The sequence below is a fragment of the Extensimonas vulgaris genome (assembly GCF_003337425.1).
GTDB lineage: Bacteria > Pseudomonadota > Gammaproteobacteria > Burkholderiales > Burkholderiaceae_C > Extensimonas > Extensimonas vulgaris.
On sequence record NZ_QPJU01000001.1, the window covers coordinates 552909 to 576006 of the forward strand.

Here is a 23098-nt window from a genome sequence, read left to right on the forward strand (position 1 = left end):
ACATCGAATCTCTATGGCTTCATGCGGGGTACGATACAAATGAATCAAAGTCGAAGATTCGATGATCCCGATCGCGCACAAAACCACCCAAAGCCCACAAAAACAAGAAAGGCCTCAAAGGCACGGGGAATACAGAGCCGAGACGGCTGAGCCAGATCGGGCAAAATAGAATGCACACCCGCGGAATGCGTGCCAACGCAAACCGCAAACGTCACTCAAATCGCGTATTGCTCGCGATTTTCTTTGGGCATCCACCTCGGCGGCTTGCCACGCCCCGTCCAGGTCTTGCCCGTCACGGGATCACGGTATTTGGGCGGCACTTTGCTGCCTGCCGTCGCGCTGCGCCCGCGGCTGGGTGCGCGCATCGACGGAAATACGTCCTGCACCGTCAAACCGAACTCATCCACCAAAGTACGCACTTGCGCCAGGGCATTCGCCACTTCACGCTCCCGCGCCTCTTTGATTTGCTGCTCCAGGGCTTCACGCTGCTTCAGAAGTTCTTTATAGCTGTTCATGGTATCGATGGAAAGGACATTGTAGAAGTGCCATTATAAACACATAATTTTCCAATTGGATTCAGGCACTTCCCATGAAGCCGCTCAGCACAAAAAGCCCCTTATCGACATCAGCGAGAGACGCGCTGCCTGGCGCGCAAGCCGTCCCCATTGCGACACCGGAACTACGTCCACCGCCACGATAGGACGGTAAAACCCAGCTCAAGGTTGTAATGAAAAGCGCAAAGGGGGATCGCCCGCATTCTTTGCCCCGCTTTCACGTACCGCTGCAATACGTTGCACGAAACGATCCGGTTGTGGCAAAAATCCTTCTTCATACGCGACGATATGCAAGCCTGCGCAGACTTGGAGTAACTCACCCGAACGCAGCAAAAACTCCGGCCGCGCCGGACGTCCCACGGTTTCATTGCCTTGCGCAAAGGTTTCGTAAATCAATACCCCACCGGGTGCCAGGCTTTGCACGAGCGCGGGAAACAAAGGCCGCCACAAATAATTCGTGACGAGCACCGCACCGAAACTGCGCCCGGCAAAAGGCCAGGGGCCGTTTTCGAGGTCGGCGCACACCAGTTCACCCAACCCTGCACAGGCAGACAGGGCCTGCGGCGACGCATCCACACCGACCACCGCGTACCCTTGGGCGTGCAGCCAGCGCAAGTGGCGCCCCGCCCCGCACGCCACGTCGAGCACCGTGCTGCCGGGCGCTACCAGATGCGCCCAGCGGCGCACCCATTCCGATGGAAGCTGCGTACCATGCATCTGCAATTACTCCTGAAAAATGAGCTGCTTGCACTGATTCTGCCTTGGTTTGGCGCCAAAATGACCCAAAAATTTCAGAAACAAGCCCACAACTGGTTCGCGAGCAGCACCATGAAGTCAGGGGCGGTGTACGAAGCAAACACCCCCAGCAATGCCAGGCACACAAGGCCCCAGGCCAGCCAGCGCCACCGGGGACGCCACCGGTTTCTCACGTCGTCGCGCTGAGACCTTGCCGCACCCATGGCCGCGTACCCGCTTACACCGACTGGGCGGCTGCCCTGCGGTACGGTGCCTCTCTGACAGGGAGGTTGACCAGCCCCGCAAACACCCCCAGCGCGATCGCGATGAGCCACACGGTGTCATAGCTGCCGGTTCGATCGTACAAATAACCACCGAGCCAGACGCCCCAAAAGCTGCCGATCTGGTGGCTGAAAAACACCAGCCCGCCGAGCATCGAAAGATGCTGCACGCCAAAAATCTGCGCCACCGTGGCGTTGGTCGGCGGCACGGTGGAAAGCCACAGCAGCCCGATCACGGCAGAAAACACATATACCGAAAGCGGACTGAGCGGCAGCAGCAGGAACACGCTGATCGCCACGGCGCGCGCAAAATAAATGGCCGCCAGAATGAAGCGCTTGGGCATGCGCTGCCCCATCACCCCGGCCGCATAACTGCCCAGCACGTTGAAAAGGCCGATCAGCGCGAGCGCCTGGCTGCCCACCTGCGGTGACAAGCCATGGTCCTTGAGGTAACTGGGCATGTGCACGCCGATGAACACCACCTGGAAGCCGCACACGAAGTAGCCTGCCATCAGCAACAGATAGCTCGGGCAGGCCAGCGCCTCGCGCAGCGCCTGCCCCGCGCTCTGCGCGCGTGGAGCGTGCGCCGCGCCCTGAAACCCCGGCTCGCGCAGGCCCCAGGCCAGCGGCACGATCAAGAGCGCCAGCAGGGCCAGCGCGAGCAGCGCCTGCTGCCAGCCTAGGTGCAAAAGCAGGCCGCCTTCCACCGGCACCATGAGAAACTGCCCGAACGAGCCCGCAGCCGCCGTCACGCCCATGGCCCAGGAGCGCTTGTGCGGCGCGATCTGCCGCCCCAGCACGCCATAGACCACGGCATACGTAGTGCCCGCCTGCGCGGCGCCGATGAGCACGCCCGCGCTCAGGGCAAACAGCAGCGGCGTGCGCGCCCAGGCCATGCCCGCGAGCCCGAGCGCGTACAGCAGCGCCCCGCCGACAAGCACGCGAAAAGCGCCGAAGCGGTCCGCCAGCATGCCCGCGAGCACGCCGAGCAGGCCCCAGGCCAGGTTCTGGATCGCGATCGCGAGCGCAAAGCTCTGGCGCGTCCAGCCCAGCTCCTGCGTGATCGGCTGCAGCCACAGCCCGAAGCCATGGCGTATGCCCATCGACAAGGTGACGATGGCCGCACCGCAGGCGAGCACCTGCAGCATGGGCAGGCTGCCCGCAGAGGAGGAATGGTTTGCTTGTGTCATGAAAAAACCTTGCCCCCATCCACCCTCACGCCGTGCCCGTGGAGCCATAGCCGCCGGTGCCGCGCGCGCTCGGCGCGGCGAAATCGGACACCACGTTGAACTCGGCCTGCAGCACCGGCACGATGACGAGTTGCGCAATGCGCTCCATGGGTTGCAGCGTGTACGCCTGCGCGCTGCGGTTCCAGGCGCTGACCATCAGCTGTCCCTGGTAGTCGCTATCGATCAAACCCACGAGGTTGCCAAGCACGATGCCGTGCTTGTGCCCCAGCCCCGAGCGCGGCAGGATCAAGGCGGCGTAGCCCGGGTCTTGCAAATGGATCGCAATCCCCGTGGGCACGAGCGCGCACGCGCCCGCCTCCAGCGTGAGCGGCGCATCCAGGCAGGCGCGCAAATCCAGGCCCGCGCTGCCGGGCGTGGCGTACGCGGGCAATTGCTGCGCCATGCGCGCATCCAAAATCTTCACATCGACCTTCACGGCATCCTCTCGCACGAAGTAAAAAATGGGACGCGCTGCGCCCCGAACAAAGCGACGAACTCTGCGCGCAGCGTCAATGGTGCGGCAGGCGCGCGGCGATCTCGGCGACGAGCTGCTGCGCGAGCACGCGCTTGGACGCGCGCGGCAGTTCACGGTGGCCATTCGCATCGACGAGCAGCAAGGCGTTGTCGTCCTGCCCGAAGGTCGCCGGGCCGATGTTGCCCACGAGCAGCGGCACACCCTTGCGCAGGCGCTTGGCGCTGGACTGGGCGAGCAAGTCCTCGCTCTCGGCGGCAAAACCCACGCAATACAGCGCGCCGCTGCGCGCCTGCGGCAGTTGCGCCACGGTGGCGAGGATGTCGGGATTTTCCACGAATCGCAGAACCGGCGGCTCGCCCGAGCCATCCTTCTTGATCTTGTGCGCGGCCTGCGTGGCCGGGCGCCAGTCGGCCACGGCCGCGGTGGCAATGAAGACCGAGGCGCTTTGCACCTGCTGCAGCACGGCGTCGAGCATTTGCTGCGCCGACTGCACGTCGATGCGCCGCACGCCACGCGGCGTGGGCAGGTGCACCGGCCCAGCGACGAGCGTGACTTCGGCCCCGGCCGCGCGCGCCGCGCGTGCGATGGCAAAGCCCATCTTGCCGCTCGAATGGTTGGTGATGCCGCGCACCGGGTCTATGGCCTCGAAGGTCGGCCCCGCGGTGATGAGCACCTTGCGCCCGACGAGCAGCTTCGGAGTCAAGAAAGCCGTCAATTCCTCGACCAGCTCGTGCGGCTCGAGCATGCGCCCGTCGCCGGTTTCACCGCAGGCCTGGTCGCCGCAGCCCACGCCCAGCACCGTGGCGCCGTCCTGAGCCACCTGCGCGAGGTTGCGCTGCGTCGCGGGGTGGGCCCACATCTCGCGGTTCATGGCCGGCGCGAGCAGCAGCGGCACACGCTCGCGCGGGCGCGCGAGGCACAGCAGGCTGAGCAGCTCGTCAGCGCGGCCCTGCGCGAGGCGTGCGATGAAGTCGGCGCTCGCAGGCGCGATCAGTACCGCGTCGGCGTTGCGGCTCAGGTTGATGTGCGGCATGTTGTTGGGCTCGCGCGCATCCCACTGCGAACCATAGACGGGCCGCCCCGACAGCGCCTGCATGGTCACGGGCGTGATGAACTGCGCCGCCGCCTCGGTCATCACCACCTGCACCGTGGCGCCCGCGCGCTGCAGCTGGCGGCAAAGCTCCGCGGCCTTGTAACAGGCCACGCCGCCGCTCAGGCCCAGTACGATGTGTTTGCCCGCAAGTTCCTCGTCGTTCATAGCGGCGAATGTAGCAGAGCACACCTCAAAATCCCGCCTCGCGCGCCAGCTGGGCCAGCAGCTGCGCCGCCGGCAGCGCACGCGCCAGCGGCGCGCCCTGCCCCGCCCAATGCGCGGCAAATTCATGCAGACCTTGTCGCACGGCGGCTGCGTGCAACTGCTTGGCCGCGTCGTAGGCCACCGGGTAAGCCGGCGGTGGCGGTGCACCTGCGGCCTTGCCCCATTCGATCAGGCGATTGACCAGGCCGCGCGCTGGGCGCCCCGAGAGCACGCGCGTGAGCCGGGTATGCGATGCGCGCTCGCTCTGCAACTGCGCGCGGTAGGCCTCGGAGGCCGCGGACTCGGGGCACAAGATGAACGCCGTGCCCAACTGCACCGCAGCCGCACCGAGGTCCAGCGCGGCCCGAACCCCCTGTCCGTCCATGATGCCGCCCGCTGCGATCACGGGCAGGCGCGAGTGCTGCCGCAAAAGCCGCACGAGCACGGCGGTGCTCAGACCCTCGTCGGGCGCATCGGGGTCGAACACGCCGCGGTGCCCGCCCGCCTCCATGCCTTGCGCCACGATCGCATCCAGCCCTGCGCGCTCGATCTGCAGCGCCTCGTGCACATCGGTCGCCGTGGCAAGCAGAACAATGCCCGCCGCGCGCAGCGCCTGAATCCGCGCCGCGTCGGGCAGCCCGAAGTGAAAGCTCACCACCGCCGGGCGCAGCTGCAGCAGCAGCTCCACAGTTTGCGCATCGTCACGAAAAGTTGGGTAGATCTCCTGCAAGGCCGCGGGCGGCGTCGCGCCCACTTCGGCAAACAGCGGCGCCAGATGCTGCAACCACGCGGCTTCACCTTGGGCATCGCGCCGTGCGGGAGCATGGCAAAACACGTTCACGTTGAACGGCCGGCCCGTGCGCGCGCGGGTCGCTTCGAGCATGTCGCGTGCCTGCGCGGCGCTGCACGCGCCAATGCCCAATGAACCCAGACCACCCGCGTTGGAAACCGCTGCCGCGAGCTGCGGCGTGGACACCCCGGCCATGGGCGCCTGGATGATGGGCCACTGCAGGCCGAGCCGGGTTTGCAGGTACGACATGGGTGTGCTTTCAGAAAAGGACGATTCACTGCGGCCGGAACCCACTGCCCTGAATGATGCGCGCCCACGCTGCGCGGTAGGCGCGTTCGCGCGCGTCGAGCTGCTCGGGCGCCATGAAGCCTACGCTCAAGCCCATGTCGGTGAGCTGCTGGCGTATGTCCGGCAGCGCCAGCACCTTGGCGAGCGCGCGCGAAAAGTCGGAAACGAACTGCGCCGGCACGCCGCGTGGCGCCCAGACGCCATAAAAAGGCGTGTCCTCCAGCCCCGCAAAGCCCAGCTCGCCGAACGTGGGCACGTCGGGCAAGACCGTCTGGCGCTGGGCGCCGACCACAGCGAGCATGTGCAGCTTGCCGCTGCGCAAATGTTCGATGAAGTCGGCCGACGAACCTATGCCCGCGGGAATCTGCTGGCCCAGCATGTCGGCGATCATCGGCGCACTGCCCTTGTAGGGCACGGCCACCAGGTCCAAGCCATAGCGTTTGGAGAGCAGCTGCACCAGAAATTCGGGTGTGGAGGCCGGCGCGGGGATGCCGATGGCGCTTTTGCCGCCCTGCGCCTTCACCCACGCCACGTACTGCGCCAGACTGCGCGCCGGTGTGCCCGGGGCGACGGCCAGCCCGTTCACGAAGCTGGCCACACCGCCGAGCGGCACGAAATCGGTGTGCGGGTCGTAGCCCGGATGCGCGAGCACCAGCGGCAAGATGGAGATGGTGTGGTCGTGCGACAGCAGCACCGCGCTGCCATCGGCGGGCGCGGCCTTGAGCCACTGCGCCGCGAGCTGCCCGCCCGCACCGGGGCGGTTGTCCACCATGACGGGACGCTGCAGCGCATCCTTGAGCTTTTCGGCGAGCAGGCGGGCGATCACGTCCGAGCCACCCCCGGGCGGAAAACCCACGAGGATGCGCAGGGGCTTGTCCTGCGCCGCAGCCCGGGCAACAGGCCATGCCGCCGCCGCCAACGCGCCCACGAGGAGGCGGCGACGGCTAGTGTAGTGTTTGATGCTTGATGCGACCAATAAAACCGATGGATTTTTGGTCTGGGCAAGGCGCAAACCGCAGCGATACCGGGCGGTATCGCGAGGATTTGCAACGCGGCCCAGGCCGAAAAGACGCGGTTTTATGTCGCAGATAGCGTCGAACACTGCACTAGGAGCCTGTCGAACTTTGGGTATCGAAAGAGGCATGGGTGACATGGATGGCTGCAGAAAAAAGGGGAGTGAAACGACAGGCTGAAATTCTATGGGCCGGCCAGCCCTGACCGGGCACAGCGGCGCAGCCCCACCCCGAAACCGCCCCCTATAATTCCCATTTCCCACCACCCATAAACGACATGACCAAATTCGTCTTCGTCACCGGCGGTGTGGTGTCTTCCCTGGGCAAGGGAATCGCCTCTGCCTCCCTTGCCGCGATCCTCGAATCGCGGGGCCTCAAAGTCACCCTCATCAAGCTCGACCCCTACATCAACGTCGATCCGGGCACCATGAGCCCGTTTCAGCATGGCGAGGTCTTCGTCACCGACGACGGCGCCGAAACCGACCTCGACCTGGGCCACTACGAACGCTTCATCGAAACGCGCATGCGGCGCGCCAACAATTTCACCACGGGCCGCATCTACCAATCCGTGCTCGAAAAAGAGCGCCGCGGCGACTATCTTGGCAAGACGGTGCAGGTGATTCCGCACGTCACGAACGAAATCCAGGAATTCATCCGGCGCGGCGCCGGGGTGGACGGCGAAGACGCTGTCGATGTGGCCATCGTCGAGATCGGCGGCACCGTGGGCGACATCGAATCGCTGCCCTTCCTCGAGGCCGTGCGCCAGATGAGCCTGCGCCTGGGGCCGAACAACGCCGCCTTCGTGCACCTCACCTACGTGCCGTGGATCGCCGCGGCGGGCGAGCTCAAGACCAAGCCCACGCAGCACACGGTGCAAAAACTGCGCGAGATCGGCATCCAGCCCGACGCGCTGCTGTGCCGCGCCGACCGGCGCATCCCCGACGAGGAGCGCGCCAAGATCTCGCTCTTCACCAACGTGCCCGAGTGGGGCGTGATCAGCATGTGGGACGTGGACACCATCTACAAGGTGCCGCGCATGCTGCACGAGCAGGGGCTCGACGGCCTGATCTGCGACAAGCTGCGCCTCAACACGCCGCCCGCCAAGCTCCAGCGCTGGGACGCGCTCGTCTATGAAGCCGAGCACCCGCAGGGCGAGGTGACCATCGCCATGGTGGGCAAGTACGTGGAGCTCTCCGACAGCTACAAGTCGCTCAACGAGGCACTGCGCCACGCGGGCATGCGCAACCATGTGCGCGTCAACATCGTGCACATCGACTCCGAAACCATGGACGCCGAAACGGTGCAGCAGCTTGCCGATTACGACGCCATCCTCGTGCCCGGCGGCTTCGGGCCGCGCGGCGTCGAAGGCAAGATCCGCACGGCCCAGTTCGCGCGCGAGCAGCGCATCCCCTACCTGGGCATCTGCCTGGGTATGCAGGTGGCGACGATCGAATACGCGCGCCACGTGGCTGGCCTTGCGGGTGCCAACAGCACCGAGTTCGACCCGCACACGCCGCACCCCGTGATCGCGCTCATCACCGAGTGGAAAAACGCCGACGGCAGCATCCAAAAGCGCGACGAGCATTCCGACCTCGGCGGCACCATGCGCCTGGGCGCGCAAAGTGCCGACGTGCTGCCTGGCACGCTCGCGCACCAGATCTATGGCGACGTGGTCACCGAACGCCACCGCCACCGCTACGAAGCCAACGTCCACTACCTCGACCGCTTGCGCGAAGCCGGGCTGGTGATCTCGGCCTACACCCAGCGCGAGCACCTGACCGAGATCATCGAGCTGCCGCAGAGCGTGCACCCCTGGTTCATCGGCGTGCAGTTCCACCCCGAATTCAAGAGCACGCCCTGGGATGGGCATCCGCTGTTCAACGCCTTCATCCAGGCCGCACTGCAGCAGCGCGCGCGGCGGCTCGGGGGTGCCGCAGCGGCGCAAATCGGTGCGGCATCCGTGCCCGCGCCAGCCGCAGCCCTTGCGACGGCGGCTTCACCCGCCACCACCGCTTGAGGCCACGAAGGAAGACCCCATGCAACTGTGCGGTTTCGACGTCGGGCTCCAGCAGCCGTTTTTCCTCATCGCCGGCCCCTGCGTGGTCGAGTCCGAGCAGCTGCAGATGGACGTGGCCGGGCAGCTCAAGGAAATCACCTCGGCCCTTGGCATCCCTTTCATCTTCAAGAGCAGCTACGACAAGGCCAACCGCTCGAGCGGCGCGAGCTTTCGCGGCCCAGGCATGGAGCGCGGGCTGGAGATTCTGGCCAAGGTGCGCCGCGAGATCGGCGTGCCCGTCCTCACCGACGTGCACACCGAGGCCGAGGTACCCGCCGTGGCTGCAGTCGTCGATGTGCTGCAAACGCCGGCCTTTTTGTGCCGCCAGACCGACTTCATCCGCGCCGTGGCGCAGTCGGGCAAGCCGGTCAACATCAAAAAAGGCCAGTTTCTCGCGCCACACGACATGAAGAACGTGATCGACAAGGCACGCGCGGCCGCCCGCGAGGCGGGCCTGTCGGAAGATCGCTTTCTCGCGTGCGAGCGCGGCGTGAGCTTTGGCTACAACAACCTCGTGAGCGACATGCGCGCGCTCGCCATCCTGCGCGAGACCGGTGCGCCCGTGGTGTTCGACGCCACGCACAGCGTGCAGCTGCCCGGCGGCCAGGGCACGAGCAGCGGCGGCCAGCGCGAGTTCGTGCCCGTGCTTGCACGCGCGGCCGTGGCCGTGGGCGTGGCGGGCTTGTTCATGGAAACGCACCCCAACCCCGCGCAAGCGCTCTCGGACGGCCCCAACGCCGTGCCGCTCGAGCACATGCGCGCCCTGCTCGAAACCCTGCTCGCGCTCGATACGGTCACCAAGCGCCAGGGCTTTCTCGAAGACGCTTTTCGCTCTTGACCCAGCGTAAAAGGGTCTGTTCCCAAACTCAACCTCGTGGAGACAAAAAATGAGCAGTGCCTACGTCATCGCCTCGGTCACCGTCACCAACCCCGCGCAGTACGACGAATACCGCAAACTCAGCACCGAAGCCATGCGCGTGCACGGCGCCGAAGTGTGCGTGCGCGGCGGCAAGGCCGAGGTGCTCGAAGGCGAGTTCGATCCGGGGCGCATCGTGGTCTTGAAGTTCCCCAGCATGGAAGCCGCGCGCGCCTTTTACGACTCGCCCGAATACCGCAAGGCCCGCGCCGCACGCGAGGGCGCTGCCGTCATGCGCCTGCTGGCCGTCGAGGGCGTGTGAGCCAAGCCCAAAAATCTCACTTTTTGATAGCTGCTTGCGCAGACTGCACAAGCGCCAGAGCCCTGTTTCGCTTATAAACCATTGCAAAAGGAAAAAGCTCCATGAGTGCCATCGTTGACATCGTCGGTCGTGAAATTCTCGACAGCCGCGGCAACCCCACCGTCGAGTGCGACGTCCTGCTCGAGTCGGGCGTAATGGGCCGCGCCGCTGTGCCCTCGGGTGCCTCCACGGGCAGCCGCGAAGCCATCGAACTGCGCGACGGCGACAAGAGCCGTTACCTGGGCAAGGGCGTGCTCAAGGCCGTCGAGCACGTCAACACCGAAATCTCCGAAGCCGTGCTGGGCCTGGACGCGAGCGAGCAGGCCTTCCTCGACCGCACGCTGATCGACCTCGACGGCACCGACAACAAAGCGCGCCTGGGCGCCAACGCCATGCTGGCCGTCTCCATGGCCGTGGCGCGCGCGGCCGCCGAAGAATCGGGCCTGCCGCTGTACCGCTATTTTGGCGGCATGGGCAGCATGCAGCTGCCCGTGCCCATGATGAACGTGATCAACGGCGGCGCACACGCCAACAACAGCCTCGACCTGCAGGAATTCATGCTCATTCCCGTGGGCGCACCGAGCTTTCGCGAAGCGCTGCGCTGGGGCGCCGAGGTGTTCCACGCGCTCAAGAAAATCATCAACGACAAAGGCATGAGCACGGCTGTGGGCGACGAAGGCGGCTTTGCCCCCAACGTGGCCAACCACGAAGCCGCGATCCAGCTCATCCTGCAGGCGATCGACGCGGCAGGCTACAGCGCGGGCGAACAGATCGCGCTGGGCCTGGACTGCGCGGCGAGCGAGTTTTACCGCGACGGCAAATACGTGCTCGCGGGCGAGGGCGGCCTGCAGCTCGCGGCCGCGCAGTGGACCGACATGCTCGCGAGCTGGTGCGACAAATACCCCATCATCAGCATCGAGGACGGCATGGCCGAGGGCGACTGGGACGGCTGGAAGCACCTGACCGAGCGCCTGGGCAAGAACGTACAGCTCGTGGGCGACGACCTGTTCGTCACCAACACCAAAATCCTCAAAGAGGGCATAGACAAAGGCATCGCCAACTCCATCCTCATCAAGATCAACCAGATCGGCACGCTGACCGAAACCTTCCAGGCCATCGAAATGGCCAAGCGCGCGGGCTACACCGCCGTCATCAGCCACCGCTCGGGCGAGACCGAGGACGCCACCATCGCCGACATCGCCGTGGGCACCAACGCGGGCCAAATCAAAACCGGCTCGCTGAGCCGCAGCGACCGCATGGCCAAATACAACCAGCTGCTGCGCATCGAGGAAGACCTCGGCGACGTCGCCCACTATCCGGGCCGCGCGGCGTTCTACAACCTGCGCTGACAGCGCGCCGCGCCAGAGCCGCCATCCGCTGCCATCGAGCCACCATGGGCGGGCGCCTCGTTCCCTTCGTGCTGCTGGCCTTGCTGGTGGCTTTGCATGCCCAGCTCTGGCTCGGACGCGGCAGCGTCGCGCACGTGCGCAGCCTACAGCAGCAGCTCGCCGCCCAAAAAGCCGCGAACGCCCAGGCCCAGCAGGCCAACGACCGGCTCGCGGCCGAGGTCAACGATCTGAAAGAGGGGCTGGAGATGGTCGAAGACAAGGCCCGCAGCGAACTGGGCATGGTCAAGCCCAACGAAATCTACGTGCAAATCGCGCCGCGCTGAAAACACTCGTCATAACGACGCGGGGCGCCGGTTCAGACAAACCGGCGCCCCGTTTTTTTTCTGGATGACTTACACCGGCGTGAACATCGGCACCATGGTGCCGTTTTCGCTCGGCTTCATCACCACCTTGACGCGGTCGCCGATGCGCAGGGCCTCGAAGTCGCAATCGACGATGTTGGTCAGCATGCTCACGCCCTCGTCGAGCGTGACGTAGGCGATCACGTAGGGCACGGGGCCGACGCGGCGGTTGATGCTGAAGGTGTAGATGGTGCCGGTGCCGGCGGCTTCCCGCCACTCGGTCTGCTCGCTCATACAAAACGGGCACAGGGGGCGCGGATACCAGTGCGGCTGGTTACAGCTGCGGCAGTGTTTGACGAGCAGTTTGCCGGACTGCGCAGCGGCCCAGAATTCCTTGTTGTCGGGCCAGATATCGGGCGAAGGGATGGCGCGTGTGCTTGCAGTGGTCATGGCTTCAGGCCCTTTCCAAAATCAAAGTGGCGCTGCCGTGCAAAGCGCCGAGTCTGCCGCCGGTGCCTTGCGCCAGCGCCAGCGTGCAGTTTTTCACTTGTACCGCGGGGTGCGCCTCGCCGCGCAGCTGGCGCACGGCCTCGATCACCTTGGTGATGCCGCCGCGGTTGGCCGGGTGGTTGTTGCACAGGCCGCCACCGTCGGTATTGAAGGGCAGCTTGCCCACGCCGGAGATCAGGTTGCCGTCGGCGACGAACTTGCCGCCCTCGCCTTTCTTGCAAAAACCCAGGTCTTCGAGCTGCATCAGCACGGTGATCGTGAAGCTGTCGTAGATCGAGGCGTATTGGATGTCGGCCGGCGTCACGCCCGCCTCGGCAAAAGCGCGCGGGCCCGACCAGGCCGCAGCCGAGTAGGAAAGATCGACCTTGCCGCCGTTGAGCCCCTTGGGCGCCTCGCCCGCGCCCAGCACGTTGACGATGGGACGCTTGAGCGAACGTGCGATTTCAGGCCGCGCGACGATCAGCGCACCACCACCGTCGCTGACCACGCAGCAGTCGAGCTTGTGCAGCGGGTCGGCGATCATGGGCGAATTCACCACGTCCTCGACGGTGACCACGTCACGCAGCATGGCGTTGGGGTTGTGCTGCGCGTGGTGCGAAGCCGCCACCTTGATCCAGGCGAGTTGCTCCGCCGTGGTGCCGAATTCGTACATATGACGCTGGGCAACGATGGCGTACAGGTTCACCGTGACCGGCCCGTAGGGCGCCTCGAACGGCGACTCGGGCACGTTCGGGCCGAAATTGCGCGGTATCGTGCCGCTCGAAGCCTCGGAGCGCGGCCGTCCGGCCAAAGTGATGAGGGCGATATTGCACTTGCCCGCCATGATGGCCTGCGTGGCATGGGCCACATGCGCGATGTACGAGGAGCCGCCGGTTTCGGTCGAATCGACGTGGCGCGGGCGCAGGCCCATGTAGTCGACCATGCTCAGCATGCCCAGGCCCGGCGCGTCGCCGGCGCAGAAGTAGCCATCGACATCGCTCAGCGAAAGCCCCGCGTCTTCGAGGGCGCCGCGCGCGGATTCGGCGTGCAGTTGGGCGACGGTCTTGTCCGGCGCCTTGCGGGTGGGGTGCTCGTAGGCGCCCACGATACAGGCTTGTCTTTTGATGCTCATGGAGAACCAATCAGAATGATGAAAAGGAAAGAAACGACATCTAAGCGATGAACCTGCTATCCTAACAAACGTTCGGATGGCTTGAGTATCGCACCATTCGTGCCCTCGCAAAACCGGGCAAAACCAGCCCAAAATCGAGCAACCCACGCGAGGCGGCTCCCTTTCTCAACAACCGCACCAAGGAGACAGCTATGAGCATTCGTTTCGACAACCGCGTCGCCATCGTCACCGGCGCCGGTTCGGGTTTGGGCCGCAGCCATGCGCTGCTGCTCGCCTCACGCGGCGCCAAAGTCGTGGTCAACGACCTGGGCGGCGCCGTCGATGGCAGCGGCGGCTCGCTCACGCCGGCGCAGCGCGTGGTGGCCGAAATCGAGGCTGCAGGCGGCGCCGCGATTGCCAATGCGGATTCGGTCGCAAACCCCGAAGGCGCCAAGCGCATGGTGCAAGCCGCCATCGACCAGTGGGGGCGCGTAGACATCCTCGTGAACAACGCCGGCATCCTGCGCGACCGCACCATTTTGAAAATGACGCCCGAGGATTTCGACGCCGTCGTGGCCGTGCACCTGGCTGGCTCGGCCTACTGCACCATGGCCGCCTGGCCGCACATGAAAGAAGCCAACTTCGGGCGCATCGTGATGACCACCTCGGCCGCCGGCTTGTTCGGCAACTTCGGCCAGGCCAACTATGCGGCGGCCAAGCTGGGCATTGTGGGCCTCATGAACGCGCTCAAGCACGAAGGCGCCAAGTACGACATTCGCGTCAACACCGTGGCGCCGATCGCGCTCACGCGCATGACCGAAGACTTGATCTCCCCCGACGTCAAGCCCCGGCTCAAACCCGAGTACGTGTCATCCATGGTGGCGTGGTTCTGCGCGCCCGAAAACCAGGCCACCGGGGACATCGTCGAAGTGGGCGCGGGCTACTACGCGCGCGTGCAAATCATGGAAGGCGAAGGCGTGCTGCTGGGCGACGGCCAAGTGCCCACGCCCGAAGAAGTGCGCGACCACTACGCGCGCATCTGCGACATGCGCGGCGCCAAGCCCTTCGAGTCGGCCAACGAGGTCATGCGCCGCGTGTTCGGTGAAATCCAGCGGCCGAGCAAATAAACACGCGAGACCTGGCGCCCGGGCTTCATCTCGGACACCGCCACGATGGCTGTTTGGGGGTTCATCAGGTCTCCTTTTGTCGTCGTCCAACATTTCACTGCAGCCCCTGCGGCCCTGGTGGCGCAAAAGGTGCATCCGGCACATCGGGCGAGGCTGCAAAAATCTGCGCCACATCGACGGCGTCGAAGTGGTACTGCTGGCCGCAGAACTCACAACCCACCTCGACCTCGCCGCGCTCGGCCAGAATGCTTTCGCACTCGTCCCGCCCCAGGCTGCGCAGCATGGCGCTCACGCGCTCACGGCTGCAGCTGCAGGCAAAACGCGGCCCGCGCGCGCCCTGCAAGGGCTCGAAGCGCAGCAGGTTTTCTTCCCAGAACAGGCGGTGCAAGATGGTGTCCGCGTCGAGCGTGAGCAGTTCCTCGCGCGTGAGACTCGCAGCCAGGTGCGCAATGCGGTTGTAGTCCTCGTTGGCGCCAATCTGCTCCTCGTTTTCGGCCGAGCTCAAGCGTTGCGCCAGATTGCCTTCGCCCGCCACCGGCATGCGCTGGATCAGCAGGCCGGCAGCCAGCTCGTCGTTGGCGGCCAGCACCAGCACGGTGTCGAGTTGCTCGGACTGCAACATGTAGTGCTGCAGCACCTCGGACATACTCGCAAAGCTGCGATAGGACGCATCTTCGAGCGGCACGATGCCTTGATAGGCTTGTTGCCCGGCCGATTTGTCCTTGGGGTCGAGCGTGATCGCACAGCGCCCGCCGCCTGCGACGTTGAGCATCTGGGCGAGCGTGGCATCCTCGGCCACAGGGCCGCGCACCGTGGCCGTGGCGCGCAGGCTCAAATCGGGCTGCACCTCGACCACGGCGAGCTTGACCGGGCCGTCGCCAAACACCTGCAGCACCAGTGCGCCGTTGAATTTGATGTTCGACTCCATCAGCACCGCCGCCGCGGCCATTTCACCGAGCAAGGCGCGCACCGGCGCCGGATAGGGGCCGGTGGCGGAATTGGCCGCGCGGCGCCGCAGGATGTCGCGCCAGGCATCGGTCAGACGCACGAGCATGCCGCGCACGGGCAGGCCTTCGAACAGAAATTTGTGTAATTCGGACACGCGCAACTTTCGCTGGACTTACGCAAACAAGGATGCAGCAAACTGCTTTGCCATTGGGGCGTGCGCCTTGCCTGACCCCGATTTGCGTAAGTCGTGTTTCGTTTTCGAAGGTTCAGTGGGGCAAAAAAAGAAGCGACCGCCAGCCGCTCACGCCAGCTTGTGCAGGCTGCGCTGGAAGCGGCGCGCGTTCTCGATGTAGTGCTGCGCACTCTGGCGCAACCCCTCGATCTGCTCGGGCGTGAGCTGGCGCACCACCTTGGCGGGGCTGCCCAGGATCATCGAGCCATCGGGGAACTCCTTGCCCTCGGTCACGAGTGCACCCGCACCCACGAGGCAGTTCTTGCCGATTTTTGCCCCATTGAGCACCACGGCGCCTATGCCTATGAGCGACTCGTCGCCTATGGTGCAGCCGTGCAGCATGACCATGTGGCCCACCGTCACGCGCTCGCCCACGACCAGCGGCTGGCCGGTGTCGGCATGCAGCACGCTCGCGTCCTGGATGTTGCTGCCTGCACCTACGGTGATGCTGTCGGCGTCGCCGCGCAGCACCGCGCCGCACCACACGCTCGCCTGCGCGCCCAGCGTCACGCGGCCGATCACCTGCGCGCTCTCGGCCACCCAGGCCGAATCGGCGACCTGCGGCACCATGCCGTCGAGTTCATACACTGCCATGCTCTCGTCTCCCTGAAGCTGTTCCGCCCTGCCGCCCGGCAGGGGCCGTGCCCAATTGTAGGGATGGAACTGCGCGCACGTGCACTGCAGCCTCTGCGTGGGCGAAACCCAGTGCAAAAATCGGCTCCAGTGCTCGATACACAAGCGCAAGAAGCTCCTTTTAATATAGCAAATGATCCTTGCGGTACGGAGTCGAATCCACCCGGAGCACGGCGTGCTGCAAGCCGCGCGGCAACCTGGCTGATTTGGCGCAAACAGGGGCAACGCAAACCAAGGATGCAGCGAGGCGCTCTGCCATGCGGCGAGCGCCTCGCCTCACCCCGATTTGCGCAAGCCGTGATGGAATACGTTGCTACACAATGCTGCAGCCTTCGTCCTGCCAGAATCCTAAAATCCCTCGACCTCTTTTGGCCTGCCCCAACCCCAACCGTCCATGTCCACTCCAGCCGCGACCTCTACTGTGACGTCTGTCCAGGGGCCATTTGCCGTCACCATGATTGCACGCCAGGCCATCGTGAACGCCCAGCAGGCCGTGATAGGTCATGAATTGTTCAACCGCGCCCGCTCGAGTGGGGAGCACACGGCGGCAAGCGATGTCATCTTGGTGTTTGCCACCTTGTCGCACACCGGCACAGAGGACTTGCTGGGCAACAAGCTCATCTTCATCAACTGCACGCATGAAAGTCTCTCGGGCGGCCACCTCGAGCTACTCAATCCAGAGCAAATCGTGCTCGAAATCCCTCCACTGGGCCACACTGCCGTCGATGAAGTCCATGCCCGCCTGCCCATTCTCAGTGCCCTGCGTGAACGCGGCTTTCGCCTTGCCTTCAACCACACGGTGCTCGAGTCGGCCTATGCCCCTTGGCTGTCTCTGGCCGACTACATCAAGCTCGACTTGTCCATACTGGCCCCAGATCAGCTCGCCGTGCTCGTGCGCTATGCAACGCGCAATTCCAAGGCCCAACTGATCGCAGAAAAAGTAGAAACCGCCCAGCAGTATGACTTGGCCTCGCAGCAGGGTATCGGGCTTTTCCAGGGCTATTGGTTCGCACGCCCGACCCTCATGGAGACGCGCGTGCTCACTCCTGCCCAGACCAGCATCATCGAACTCATCAACAAAGTGCGTCAACAAGCCAGCACCGAAGAAATTGAAGAGGTGCTCAAGAAAGACCCGAGCCTGGCCTTCAACCTGCTGCGCCTGATCAACTCCGCTGGCCTGGGCTTGCGCCATGAGATCACTTCATTGCGCCAGGCCGTGCTGCTGTTGGGTCTCAAAAAACTGTTCCGCTGGGCAGCCTTGCTGCTGACTGCCACGCGCGCGAGTGGGACACCTTCTCCCCTTGCGCACACCGCCGTGGTACGGGGTCGGCTCATGGAATTGCTGGCGCAGCAAATCCTCACGCAAGAGGACGCCGATCAAGCCTTCGTGACAGGCATTTTCTCTTTGCTCGATGTGATGCTTGGCATGCCCATGGCCTCTGCGGTGCGCTTGCTGAACCTGCCTACCAGGGTCACCAGCGCACTGCTGCGGCATGAAGGTTCGCTGGGTGACTTGCTTACCCTGGCTGAGGCTTGCGAAATGGGCGACGACTCGGCCTTCGACCGCGCCGCGCACAATTTGCACCTCACGAGCCAACAGATCAACCTCGCACACTTGCAAGCACTCGCGTGGGCCGATCAGCTCGACTGAGCAGTAACACTTGAACACAATTTGAAGCAAGAAGCCTAGAATGGGACGCTCATGCATTGCCAACCTTATGCTTCCCATGCCAAGCCCCGCTGACTCCACAGACATTGCCGCCCCCTCCGCCCTGCCGGATTTCGGGGCTGCGCCCGACGCGCAAGCGTCGAACCAGGCCATCATCGCACGCCAGCCCATCGTCGACGCGCAGCGCGCCGTCTATGGCTACGAGCTATTCGACCGCACCACCGCTTCGAACCACCACACGGCGGCCAGCGACGCCGCCTTGCTGTTCAACGCGCTCTCCAACGCCGGAACCGAAGCCTTGGTGGGCAAGAAAACGGTTTTCATCAACTGCACCCATGAGAGTCTGGCTGGTGGCCATCTGGAGCTCATTCATCCCGACAAAGTCGTGCTCGAGATCCCCCCTCTCGCCGTCGATGCCAGCGCACAAAACATCGAGGGCCGCATTGCTGCGCTGCAGGCCCTGCGCCAGCGCGGCTTCAGACTGGCTTTCGACCAGCAGGTTCTACGCCGTCCCTACGCCAGCTGGCTGCCCCTCGCGAGCTTCATCAAGCTAGACATGCAGGCCTTGAAGCCAGAACTTGCCGCCCCATTGGTGCAATTCGCCCGCGCGCACAGCCAAGCCACACTCGTCGCAGAAAAGGTCGAGACCGCCGAGCAATTCCAGCGCATGGCCGATCTCGGGGTCACACTGTTCCAGGGATTTTGGTTCGCCCAGCCCGTCCTGGTGTCCACCACCATCGCCAAGCCCGCGCAAGCCAATGTCATCCAGCTCATCAACCTGGTGCGCAAACAGGCCAGCACGGCAGAGATCGAAGAAATCCTCAAACGCGATCCGGCCCTGTCGTTCAATCTGCTGCGCTTCATCAACTCCTCTGGGTTTGGCCTATCGTGCGAAGTGACTTCGTTTCGCCACGCAGTGATGATCCTCGGCCTGAAAAAACTCTTTCGCTGGGCGGCGCTGCTTCTGACCACCTCTCGCGCCGATGGCACGGCTCCCGCAGTGGGCACTACGGCCGTCGTGCGCGGCAGGCTCATGGAATTGCTGGCCGCCGAATTGTTGCCCCCAGAGGAGTGCGACAACGCCTTTGTCGTAGGCGTGTTTTCCTTGCTCGACGTCATGCTCGGCATACCCCTGGAAAAGGCACTGCAATCCGTAGCCTTGCCAGACACGGTGACCGACGCGCTTCTGCATCACAAGGGCGTGTTCGCGCCATTTCTTGCGCTCACCAAAGCCTGCGAGAGTGGCGATGAGGAGAGCTTCGCCCGGCTCGCGCAGGAATTGCACCTCACCAACCGGCAAGTCAATTGGGCGCATCTACAGGCCCTGGCCTGGGCCGAGAGCCTGGGCGAAGAAGCGATGTGAGAGCGAATCATCCGCCCCGGGCGCGCGCAAGCACCTGCGCTACGCCTTGATTTGCAAGCGCGTCGGCGCGCTCGTTGCCCGGATCGCCCGAATGTCCGCGAATCCAGCGCCACTCGATGCGGTGTCCGCGCTCGCGCACGAGCGCGTCAAGCTGCTGCCACAAGTCCACGTTCTTCACCGGCTGCCCTGACGCGGTGCGCCAGCCTTTGGCCTTCCAGCCCGCAAGCCATTCGGTGATGCCCTTGCGCACGTACTGGCTGTCCAGGTGCAGCGTCACGGCGCACGGGCGCTTGAGCGCCGCGAGCGCCTCAATCACGGCGCGCAGTTCCATGCGGTTGTTGGTGGTATCGGGTTCTCCGCCGAACAGCTCCTTTTCGTGGCTGCCCGAGCGCAGCCACACGCCCCAGCCACCCGGGCCCGGGTTGCCCTTGCAGGCGCCATCGGTATAAATCTCTACGTGGTTCAATGCTTTTCCTTGTCCAAACGAGCGGCATGGAGCCCACGCGCCCGATCGCCGCCAGGCCCCGCGTCCGCCCCGCGCAGCCGCGCCACCGGCATGGACGCCGCGGCCCGCTGGGGCGCGGCACGCCACGTGGGTTCGAGCAAGCGCATGCCATGCACCCGCTTCACGGCCACGATGAAATACACGGCCCCCAAGACGGGCCAGGCGCGCGCGCCAAGTGCGTCCATCCAGGCCAAGCGCTCGAGCCACTGGCTGCCGCGCACGGCTGGCCGGTAGCAGCCGAATTGCGCCGATTCGACCTCGAAACTCAGCAGCCGCAGCCAGTCGCGCAGGCGCCGGTAGGCGATGAATTCCGCCACGCCGGGCACGAAGCGCCCGCCCCAGCCCATGCGCTCCCACCAGCACGAGCGCATCTGGCGCAGGCCCCACAGGCTCAGCGTATGCAGGCCGCTGATGATCACGCGGCCCTCGGGCACGAGCACGCGCTCGACCTCGCGCAGCGTGGTGTGTGGGTCGATGCTGCGCTCCAGCGTGTGCGGCAGCAGCACCAAATCCAGACTTTGCGCGGCAAAAGGCAAGGCCGCGGGATCGGCGAGCAGCGCCGGGCGCACACCGGACAGGGAATGCGCCGCCAGCGCAGCCACGCCCTCCTGCCCCAGCGCCAGCCAGCGGTGCGGCATGCGGTTGCAACGCAGCCCGTCGAGCTGCGGCAGGCCCAGCTGCAGGCTGTGGTAGCCAAACACGTCGGCCACCGCGGCATCGAAGCGTGCCTGCTCCCAAGCCAGCAGGTAGCGACCGGCAGGGCTGTCGAACCAAGCCGGGTCGAAAGAACTTAACGCATCCATGCAGGTGCCGCCCGAAAAACCCTTTGCCGCTCACCGGGCACTTGCAGCACCGCGGTTTTTATAATCTCCAGGACCATGAAGCTCATTCCTCTACCTGCGTTTAGCGACAACTACCTTTGGCTGCTCCACGATGAGGCAGGCCAAGCCTTGGTCGTCGATCCTGGAGATGCCGCACCGGTTCAAGACGCCCTCCAGCGCCTAGGAGCCTGTCCGACTTTGGGCGTCGATAGCGAGAAGGCGCCCCAGCGTGACCAGTTTTTGCCGGATTCGCCGCCCCATAGCGGGACTATGGGGCAAGAAGACGGTAAAAAATGGGCCGCTGCGGCGCATTCGCAGCCGACGATTCCAAAGTCCGACAGGCTCCTAGGGCTGCAATTGCGCGCAATTTTAGTCACGCACCACCACCCCGACCATGTCGGCGGCGTGGCCGCGCTGCGCGACGCCACCGGGGCGCAGGTCTATGGCCCGGCGCGCGAAACCGTCCCCGAGCCGCTCGTGCGGCTGCAGCAAGGCGACACCGTCGAAGTGCTGGGCCTGCGCTTTGCGGTGCTCGACGTGCCGGGCCACACGGCGGGGCATATCGCGTTTTTCGCGCCCGAGGCCGAAGGCGGGCCACTGCTGTTTTGCGGCGACACCTTGTTTTCCGGCGGCTGCGGGCGGCTGTTCGAGGGCACGCCTGCGCAAATGCTCGCCTCGCTCGACCAGCTGGCAGCGCTGCCCGACGCCACGCGCGTGTGCTGCGCGCATGAATACACGCTCTCGAACCTGAAATTCGCGCGCGCCGTGGAGCCCGACAACCAGGCCCTGCGCGACTACCAGCAGCGCTGCGAAGACCTGCGCGCCCAGGGCCTGCCCACCTTGCCCTCGACCATCGCACTCGAGCGCGCCATCAACCCGTTTTTGCGCACGCGCGAAGCCGCCGTGGCGGCCGCCGCGCAGCGCCACGACCCTGCCGTGAACCCTGCCGACCCCGTTGCCGTGCTGGCCGCACTGCGCGCATGGAAAAACGGCTTTCAATGAGCTGGCTGCGCTGGGCCCTGCTCGCCGGCTTGCTGTGGCTGGCGGGGTGTGCGACGACGGGCTCCCCGGGCGATCCTGCAGCCGGCAGCGACGGCACGCCATCATCCCCGACTGCCGCGCCCGGCAACGCAGCGCAATACCCGAGCGGCTCGCTGCGCCCCATCACACCCGGCGAGGCCGCGCGCGGCGGCGTCGCCTCGCTCACGGCGCCCGTCGATCTGTGGGATCGCATCCGCCGCGGCTTTGCCATGCCCGATCTGCAGGACGACCTGGTGCAGGACCGCATCCAGTGGTACAGCGCCCGCCCCGACTACCTGCAGCGCATGACGCTGCGCTCGAGCAAGTACCTGTTTTACATCGTCGAAGAGCTCGAGCGCCGCGGCATGCCCACTGAACTCGCGCTGCTGCCTTATGTGGAGAGCGCCTTCAACCCGCAAGCCGTCTCGAGCGCCAAGGCTGTCGGCATGTGGCAGTTCATGCCGGCCACGGGCACGACCTTCGACCTCAAGCAAAACGCCTTCCGCGACGACCGGCGCGACGTGCTCGCCTCCACGCGCGCCGCACTCGACTACCTGCAAAAGCTCTACGGCATGTTTGGCGACTGGCATCTGGCGCTGGCCGCGTACAACTGGGGCGAAGGCAACGTGGCCCGCGCCATCGCGCGCAACCAGAAAGCCGGGCTGGGCATCAAGTACACCGACCTGAACCTGCCCGCCGAAACGCGCATGTACGTGCCCAAGCTGCTGGCCGTCAAAAACATCATCGCGAATCCCGACAGCTTCCACGCCGAGCTCGCACCGATCGAAAACCACCCGTATTTCCAAACCGTGGAGATCAAGCGCGACATCGACGTGGCGCTGGTCGCCAAGCTCGCGGGCATCCGCGAGGAGGACTTTCGCGCGCTCAATCCGTCGTTTCACCGCCCCACGATCTTCGCCGCCGGCACGCCGCGCATCCTGCTGCCGTGGGACAACGCGCGCGTGTTCGAGCGCAACCTCGAGGCCTACGACCAGGGCGAATACGCGAGCTGGACGGTCTGGACCGCGCCTGCGACCATGACAGTGGCCGAGGCCGCGCAGCGCGTGGGCATGAGCGAGAGCGACCTGCGCAGCGTCAACAACATCCCGCCGCGCATGCTCATCCGTGCGGGCTCGGCGCTGCTCGTGCCGCGCAGCGCCACGCGCAACGACGACGTTCCCGGCCAAATCGCCGACAACGGCCAGCTGCTTCTGGCCCCCGAAATCGTCACGCGCCGCACCGTCGTGGGCGCACGCAAGGGTGACACCGTGGCGCGCCTGGCGCAACGCTACCGCCTGAGCGCCGCGCAGGTAGCGCAGTGGAACGACACCAAAATCAACGCCTCCTTCAAGGCCGGCCAGCCCGTCGTGCTGTTCGTGCCCGTGCGTATGCTGGGCACCAGCACCCCTGCCACAACCCACCGACCGGCAGCGCGCGCCGGCGAGCCTGCGCGCAAAAAATCCGTCTCCACCGCAAAACGCAGCGCCAGACCCGCGACCTCTGCCAAGCCGCGCATAACGGCCAAGGCTGCACGCCGCTGACGCCCCACCCACCT

23 protein-coding genes are annotated in these 23098 nt (G+C 65.3%); 10 read left to right on the forward strand and 13 right to left on the reverse strand.

Annotation, left to right across the window (positions count from 1 at the left end; all coding sequences use genetic code 11):
- Positions 1-215: 215 nt before the first annotated feature.
- The 7 genes from DFR45_RS02525 to DFR45_RS02555 all read right to left on the reverse strand — a co-directional run bounded on the left by DFR45_RS02525 (position 216) and on the right by DFR45_RS02555 (position 6577).
- The gene (locus tag DFR45_RS02525; RefSeq protein ID WP_114482096.1) at positions 216-515 is read right to left on the reverse strand and encodes an H-NS histone family protein; all 300 of its coding nucleotides are present in this window, start codon (positions 513-515) and stop codon (positions 216-218) included.
- 201 nt (positions 516-716) lie between these two features.
- Positions 717-1271: a class I SAM-dependent methyltransferase gene (locus tag DFR45_RS02530; RefSeq protein WP_114482097.1), complete on the reverse strand. Its 555-nt coding sequence runs from the start codon at positions 1269-1271 to the stop codon at positions 717-719.
- Between the two features lie 256 nt (positions 1272-1527).
- The gene (locus DFR45_RS02535) at positions 1528-2760 is read right to left on the reverse strand and encodes an MFS transporter (RefSeq protein ID WP_241659387.1); all 1233 of its coding nucleotides are present in this window, start codon (positions 2758-2760) and stop codon (positions 1528-1530) included.
- A gap of 25 nt (positions 2761-2785) precedes the next feature.
- Entirely contained in the window at positions 2786-3235 is a 450-nt protein-coding gene (gene dut / locus DFR45_RS02540) for a dUTP diphosphatase (protein ID WP_114482098.1), read from the reverse strand.
- A 73-nt stretch (positions 3236-3308) separates the two neighbouring features.
- Positions 3309-4532, reverse strand: coding sequence for a bifunctional phosphopantothenoylcysteine decarboxylase/phosphopantothenate--cysteine ligase CoaBC (gene coaBC, locus DFR45_RS02545; RefSeq protein WP_114482099.1), 1224 nt, complete (start codon positions 4530-4532; stop codon positions 3309-3311).
- Between the two features lie 25 nt (positions 4533-4557).
- Positions 4558-5610 (reverse strand): NAD(P)H-dependent flavin oxidoreductase, encoded by a 1053-nt coding sequence (locus DFR45_RS02550; protein ID WP_114482100.1) that lies wholly within the window; start codon positions 5608-5610, stop codon positions 4558-4560.
- Between the two features lie 25 nt (positions 5611-5635).
- Positions 5636-6577, reverse strand: coding sequence for a Bug family tripartite tricarboxylate transporter substrate binding protein (locus DFR45_RS02555; protein ID WP_241659388.1), 942 nt, complete (start codon positions 6575-6577; stop codon positions 5636-5638).
- Between the two features lie 362 nt (positions 6578-6939).
- Between DFR45_RS02555 and DFR45_RS02560 the strand changes: the two genes are divergently transcribed.
- The 5 genes from DFR45_RS02560 (at position 6940) to DFR45_RS02580 (ending at position 11607) form a co-directional block, all read left to right on the forward strand.
- Entirely contained in the window at positions 6940-8679 is a 1740-nt protein-coding gene (locus DFR45_RS02560; protein ID WP_114482101.1) for a CTP synthase, read from the forward strand.
- A gap of 19 nt (positions 8680-8698) precedes the next feature.
- On the forward strand, positions 8699-9556 hold the full coding sequence (kdsA, locus tag DFR45_RS02565; RefSeq protein WP_114482102.1) for a 3-deoxy-8-phosphooctulonate synthase: 858 nt from the start codon (positions 8699-8701) through the stop codon (positions 9554-9556).
- Between the two features lie 49 nt (positions 9557-9605).
- A complete protein-coding gene (locus tag DFR45_RS02570; RefSeq protein WP_114482103.1) occupies positions 9606-9896 on the forward strand; it encodes a DUF1330 domain-containing protein in 291 nt (96 codons plus the stop codon).
- 101 nt (positions 9897-9997) lie between these two features.
- A complete protein-coding gene (gene eno / locus DFR45_RS02575) occupies positions 9998-11284 on the forward strand; it encodes a phosphopyruvate hydratase (protein ID WP_114482104.1) in 1287 nt (428 codons plus the stop codon).
- A 44-nt stretch (positions 11285-11328) separates the two neighbouring features.
- Entirely contained in the window at positions 11329-11607 is a 279-nt protein-coding gene (locus tag DFR45_RS02580; protein WP_114482105.1) for a septum formation initiator family protein, read from the forward strand.
- A 69-nt stretch (positions 11608-11676) separates the two neighbouring features.
- Here DFR45_RS02580 and DFR45_RS02585 read toward each other — a convergent pair whose 3' ends face one another.
- Both DFR45_RS02585 and DFR45_RS02590 read right to left on the reverse strand, forming a co-directional pair.
- Positions 11677-12075: a Zn-ribbon domain-containing OB-fold protein gene (locus DFR45_RS02585; protein WP_114482106.1), complete on the reverse strand. Its 399-nt coding sequence runs from the start codon at positions 12073-12075 to the stop codon at positions 11677-11679.
- A gap of 4 nt (positions 12076-12079) precedes the next feature.
- Entirely contained in the window at positions 12080-13246 is a 1167-nt protein-coding gene (locus DFR45_RS02590) for a thiolase domain-containing protein (protein WP_114482107.1), read from the reverse strand.
- Between the two features lie 191 nt (positions 13247-13437).
- Here DFR45_RS02590 and DFR45_RS02595 point away from each other — a divergent pair, with 191 nt between their 5' ends.
- Positions 13438-14352 carry an SDR family NAD(P)-dependent oxidoreductase gene (locus DFR45_RS02595; protein WP_114482108.1) on the forward strand — a complete coding sequence of 305 codons (915 nt, stop codon included), beginning with the start codon at positions 13438-13440 and terminating at the stop codon, positions 14350-14352.
- Positions 14353-14446: 94 nt separating this feature from the next.
- Here DFR45_RS02595 and hslO read toward each other — a convergent pair whose 3' ends face one another.
- Positions 14447-15454, reverse strand: a complete 1008-nt coding sequence (gene hslO / locus DFR45_RS02600; protein ID WP_114482212.1) for an Hsp33 family molecular chaperone HslO — start codon at positions 15452-15454, stop codon at positions 14447-14449.
- A 147-nt stretch (positions 15455-15601) separates the two neighbouring features.
- Positions 15602-16126, reverse strand: coding sequence for a gamma carbonic anhydrase family protein (locus DFR45_RS02605; RefSeq protein ID WP_114482109.1), 525 nt, complete (start codon positions 16124-16126; stop codon positions 15602-15604).
- 433 nt (positions 16127-16559) lie between these two features.
- On the opposite strand from DFR45_RS02605, the gene DFR45_RS02610 reads away from it, so the two are divergent.
- Both DFR45_RS02610 and DFR45_RS02615 read left to right on the forward strand, forming a co-directional pair.
- Complete coding sequence (locus DFR45_RS02610; protein ID WP_114482110.1) at positions 16560-17816, forward strand: EAL and HDOD domain-containing protein; 1257 nt, start codon at positions 16560-16562, stop codon at positions 17814-17816.
- A 76-nt stretch (positions 17817-17892) separates the two neighbouring features.
- Positions 17893-19197, forward strand: coding sequence for an EAL and HDOD domain-containing protein (locus tag DFR45_RS02615; RefSeq protein ID WP_114482111.1), 1305 nt, complete (start codon positions 17893-17895; stop codon positions 19195-19197).
- Positions 19198-19204: 7 nt separating this feature from the next.
- Here the strand turns inward: DFR45_RS02615 and rnhA are convergent, their stop codons facing one another.
- Complete coding sequence (rnhA, locus tag DFR45_RS02620) at positions 19205-19663, reverse strand: ribonuclease HI (RefSeq protein ID WP_114482112.1); 459 nt, start codon at positions 19661-19663, stop codon at positions 19205-19207.
- The gene (locus DFR45_RS02625; protein WP_114482113.1) at positions 19660-20505 is read right to left on the reverse strand and encodes a class I SAM-dependent methyltransferase; all 846 of its coding nucleotides are present in this window, start codon (positions 20503-20505) and stop codon (positions 19660-19662) included. The genes rnhA and DFR45_RS02625 overlap by 4 nt, the downstream gene beginning before the upstream one ends.
- Before the next feature lie 75 nt (positions 20506-20580).
- On the opposite strand from DFR45_RS02625, the gene gloB reads away from it, so the two are divergent.
- On the forward strand, positions 20581-21525 hold the full coding sequence (gene gloB / locus DFR45_RS02630) for a hydroxyacylglutathione hydrolase (RefSeq protein WP_114482114.1): 945 nt from the start codon (positions 20581-20583) through the stop codon (positions 21523-21525).
- Positions 21522-23084, forward strand: coding sequence for a transglycosylase SLT domain-containing protein (locus DFR45_RS02635; protein ID WP_114482115.1), 1563 nt, complete (start codon positions 21522-21524; stop codon positions 23082-23084). The genes gloB and DFR45_RS02635 overlap by 4 nt, the downstream gene beginning before the upstream one ends.
- Positions 23085-23098 lie beyond the last annotated feature (14 nt).

Excerpts from the sequence above, each read along its gene's own strand:
- DFR45_RS02525 (WP_114482096.1), bottom strand. The coding sequence starts at position 515 with ATGAACAGCTATAAAGAACTTCTGAAGCAGCGTGAAGCCCTGGAGCAG.
- DFR45_RS02530 (WP_114482097.1), bottom strand. The coding sequence starts at position 1,271 with ATGCATGGTACGCAGCTTCCATCGGAATGGGTGCGCCGCTGGGCGCAT.
- DFR45_RS02535 (WP_241659387.1), bottom strand. The coding sequence starts at position 2,760 with ATGACACAAGCAAACCATTCCTCCTCTGCGGGCAGCCTGCCCATGCTG.
- coaBC (WP_114482099.1), bottom strand. The coding sequence starts at position 4,532 with ATGAACGACGAGGAACTTGCGGGCAAACACATCGTACTGGGCCTGAGC.
- DFR45_RS02550 (WP_114482100.1), bottom strand. The coding sequence starts at position 5,610 with ATGTCGTACCTGCAAACCCGGCTCGGCCTGCAGTGGCCCATCATCCAG.
- DFR45_RS02560 (WP_114482101.1), top strand. The coding sequence starts at position 6,940 with ATGACCAAATTCGTCTTCGTCACCGGCGGTGTGGTGTCTTCCCTGGGC.
- kdsA (WP_114482102.1), top strand. The coding sequence starts at position 8,699 with ATGCAACTGTGCGGTTTCGACGTCGGGCTCCAGCAGCCGTTTTTCCTC.
- DFR45_RS02570 (WP_114482103.1), top strand. The coding sequence starts at position 9,606 with ATGAGCAGTGCCTACGTCATCGCCTCGGTCACCGTCACCAACCCCGCG.
- eno (WP_114482104.1), top strand. The coding sequence starts at position 9,998 with ATGAGTGCCATCGTTGACATCGTCGGTCGTGAAATTCTCGACAGCCGC.
- DFR45_RS02580 (WP_114482105.1), top strand. The coding sequence starts at position 11,329 with ATGGGCGGGCGCCTCGTTCCCTTCGTGCTGCTGGCCTTGCTGGTGGCT.
- DFR45_RS02585 (WP_114482106.1), bottom strand. The coding sequence starts at position 12,075 with ATGACCACTGCAAGCACACGCGCCATCCCTTCGCCCGATATCTGGCCC.
- DFR45_RS02590 (WP_114482107.1), bottom strand. The coding sequence starts at position 13,246 with ATGAGCATCAAAAGACAAGCCTGTATCGTGGGCGCCTACGAGCACCCC.
- DFR45_RS02595 (WP_114482108.1), top strand. The coding sequence starts at position 13,438 with ATGAGCATTCGTTTCGACAACCGCGTCGCCATCGTCACCGGCGCCGGT.
- DFR45_RS02605 (WP_114482109.1), bottom strand. The coding sequence starts at position 16,126 with ATGGCAGTGTATGAACTCGACGGCATGGTGCCGCAGGTCGCCGATTCG.
- DFR45_RS02610 (WP_114482110.1), top strand. The coding sequence starts at position 16,560 with ATGTCCACTCCAGCCGCGACCTCTACTGTGACGTCTGTCCAGGGGCCA.
- DFR45_RS02615 (WP_114482111.1), top strand. The coding sequence starts at position 17,893 with ATGCCAAGCCCCGCTGACTCCACAGACATTGCCGCCCCCTCCGCCCTG.
- DFR45_RS02625 (WP_114482113.1), bottom strand. The coding sequence starts at position 20,505 with ATGGATGCGTTAAGTTCTTTCGACCCGGCTTGGTTCGACAGCCCTGCC.
- gloB (WP_114482114.1), top strand. The coding sequence starts at position 20,581 with ATGAAGCTCATTCCTCTACCTGCGTTTAGCGACAACTACCTTTGGCTG.
- DFR45_RS02635 (WP_114482115.1), top strand. The coding sequence starts at position 21,522 with ATGAGCTGGCTGCGCTGGGCCCTGCTCGCCGGCTTGCTGTGGCTGGCG.